The sequence below is a fragment of the Actinomadura sp. KC345 genome, assembly GCF_004348515.1.
Lineage (GTDB): Bacteria > Actinomycetota > Actinomycetes > Streptosporangiales > Streptosporangiaceae > Spirillospora.
This window is the reverse complement of the sequence record NZ_SMKH01000532.1, coordinates 1-2,170: the sequence shown is the minus strand read 5'-3', so window position 1 is coordinate 2,170 and position 2,170 is coordinate 1. Positions and strand designations below refer to the sequence as shown.

At 70.4% G+C, this 2,170-nt stretch carries 3 protein-coding genes; 2 read left to right on the top strand and 1 reads right to left on the bottom strand.

The window, feature by feature from the left end; all coding sequences use genetic code 11:
* Positions 1 to 426: 426 nt before the first annotated feature.
* The gene (locus E1281_RS39275; protein ID WP_131884754.1) at positions 427 to 648 is read right to left on the bottom strand and encodes a hypothetical protein; all 222 of its coding nucleotides are present in this window, start codon (positions 646 to 648) and stop codon (positions 427 to 429) included.
* Positions 649 to 886: 238 nt separating this feature from the next.
* Between E1281_RS39275 and E1281_RS39270 the strand changes: the two genes are divergently transcribed.
* Positions 887 to 1,612 (top strand): ribonuclease HII, encoded by a 726-nt coding sequence (locus tag E1281_RS39270; protein ID WP_131884753.1) that lies wholly within the window; start codon positions 887 to 889, stop codon positions 1,610 to 1,612.
* Positions 1,609 to 1,923, top strand: a complete 315-nt coding sequence (locus E1281_RS39265; protein ID WP_131884752.1) for a DUF2469 domain-containing protein — start codon at positions 1,609 to 1,611, stop codon at positions 1,921 to 1,923. Before E1281_RS39270 ends, E1281_RS39265 begins: the two co-directional genes overlap by 4 nt.
* The last annotated feature ends 247 nt before the right edge of the window (positions 1,924 to 2,170 follow it).

Here is a 2,170-nt window from a genome sequence, read left to right as displayed (position 1 = left end):
CCCTAGGCGCGATAGGCACCCTCCCCGTCGCCTATCTCCTCCACCGCCGCCGCACAAAACGCCCCTGAACAAGCGCTCGGTACCGGCGCAGGTGAGCCAGGCGGTGGCTGCATGCGGCCGGACGCGCAGGCGCCCCGGCTCGTCAAGCGCCCGGCCGTCCCGTCCCGGTGCAGGCGGTACAGGCGGCCGCTGCATGCGGCCGGACGGGCGGGCAGGCGTCCTACCACGCCAAACGCTCGGTACCGGCGCAGGTGAGCCAGGCGGTCGCTGCATGCGGCCGGACGCGCAGGCGCCCCGCCACGTCAAGCGCCCGGCCGCCCCGTCCCGGTGCAGGCGGGTCAGGCGGTCGCTGCATGCGGTCGGATGAGCAGGTCCCCCGGCTCGTCAAGCGTTCCGGCCCCCGGCACGCCGCCCCAGCCACAAGGTTCACCACACCAGGCGGCCGCAATGCAGGGGCCTGGTGCGTCGAGTTGTTCGGCCCCGACGCGCGCCCAGGCCGGGACGTCTTGTGGGCACGGCGATGTCGGCGAGGTCCACGCTCGCCTCGCGGAGCATGCCGTGCCGGGCGGGCGGCTCCCGGGCCCGCTCGACCTGTGCCGCGGGCACGTCGAGGGCGGGCAGCCCGGCCAGGGGAAGCAACTGGTCCACGGCGGGTCCGTGAGCTCGTGTTGTGGTGTCGGCGCCTGTGGGCGGCTGAGTGCGCCAGGGAGGTCACTGAGCCGGTCGCCGTCTGTAAGGGCGCCGCGTTGGTGACCTACAGGCGTTGGGGCCCGGGGACGGTGGGGCGGTTGGCGTGTGCGGGTGGCTTGGGATGGGTGATCGGGGACATGACGGGAACGAGGCGTTCGGGGAGCGGGGGAGCTTTCGGGGACGTACCCTGCGTGACATGAAGGGTCGTCCGCTCCGTTTCACGCCGCGCCGCGACGCGGGGATGCACGCGTTCGAGCGCGCCCTGGCGCACGGTGGGTTCAGCCCCGTGGCCGGTGTCGACGAGGCCGGGCGGGGGGCGTGCGCGGGGCCGCTGGTCGTCGCGGCGGTGATCCTTCAGGGCGGACGGCGCAGGATCGACGGTCTCACCGACTCCAAGCTCCTCACCCCCGCACGCCGCGAGGAGCTGTACGCCGAGATCACCGAGTGCGCGCACGCGTGGAGCGCGGTGGTCATCCCGTGCCATGACATCGACCGGATCGGCCTTCACCGCTGCAACGTCACGGGTATGCGGCGGGCCCTGGCCGCGCTGGACAGGCGGCCCGCGTACGTGCTCAGCGACGGGTTCCCGGTCCCCGGCCTGGACGTCCCCGGGCTCGCGATGATCAAGGGGGATCAGGCAGCGGCCTGCGTGGCGGCGGCGTCGATCGTCGCGAAGGTCACCCGGGACCGGATCATGGTGGGTCTGCATGAGCGGTATCCGGACTACGGGTTCGACCTCCACAAGGGGTATGTGACCCGTGCGCACGGTAGGGCGCTCGCCGTGCACGGACCTTGCCCAGAGCATCGGTTCTCCTACGTCAACGTCGGGCGTGCCTTGCGTAACAATGGAGAGGTGGACCTGGGGGAGGAGACCGAGGGGGAGGTCCCCGTCGAGGACCACGCGGAAGGGGCACGAGCGTGAGTGCGGAGGATCTCGAGAAGTACGAGACCGAGATGGAGTTGCAGCTCTATCGCGAGTACCGCGACGTCCTCGGGCTCTTCGGCTATGTCGTCGAGACCGAGCGCAGGTTCTATCTCACCAATTCCGTCGACCTCCAGGTGCGCGGCACCGACAACGGCGAGACCTTCTTCGAGGTCACGATGCAGGACGCCTGGGTGTGGGACATGTACCGTCCAGCGCGCTTCGTCAAGAACGTTCGTGTCGTCACGTTCAAGGACGTCAACATCGAAGAGCTCTCCAAGAGCGACTTCGAGCTTCCCGCGGAGCACTGACCTTCTGGAGCCACCGCGAGGCGTCGAGGACGGCGCCTGGCCCGTAAAGTGCCTTGGCCTCGGTCGGCCACAGAGGTCTCGCCGTGGTGCTCGCGCGGTGGCTGGTATCAGCGGGTGTCGATGCCTGTACGTCCGGTCAGCGGAGTCGGTCGGTGTGTGGCACGTCGGGTGGGTGTCCTCCTGGACGGGCGGTTGGCGATGAGGCCGGAAGGTCACGTGGACGTGTGGAAAGGCCCCTGTTTTCGGG

Coding starts and splice junctions, on each gene's coding strand:
- E1281_RS39270 (WP_131884753.1), top strand. CDS start 887: ATGAAGGGTCGTCCGCTCCGTTTCACGCCGCGCCGCGACGCGGGGATG.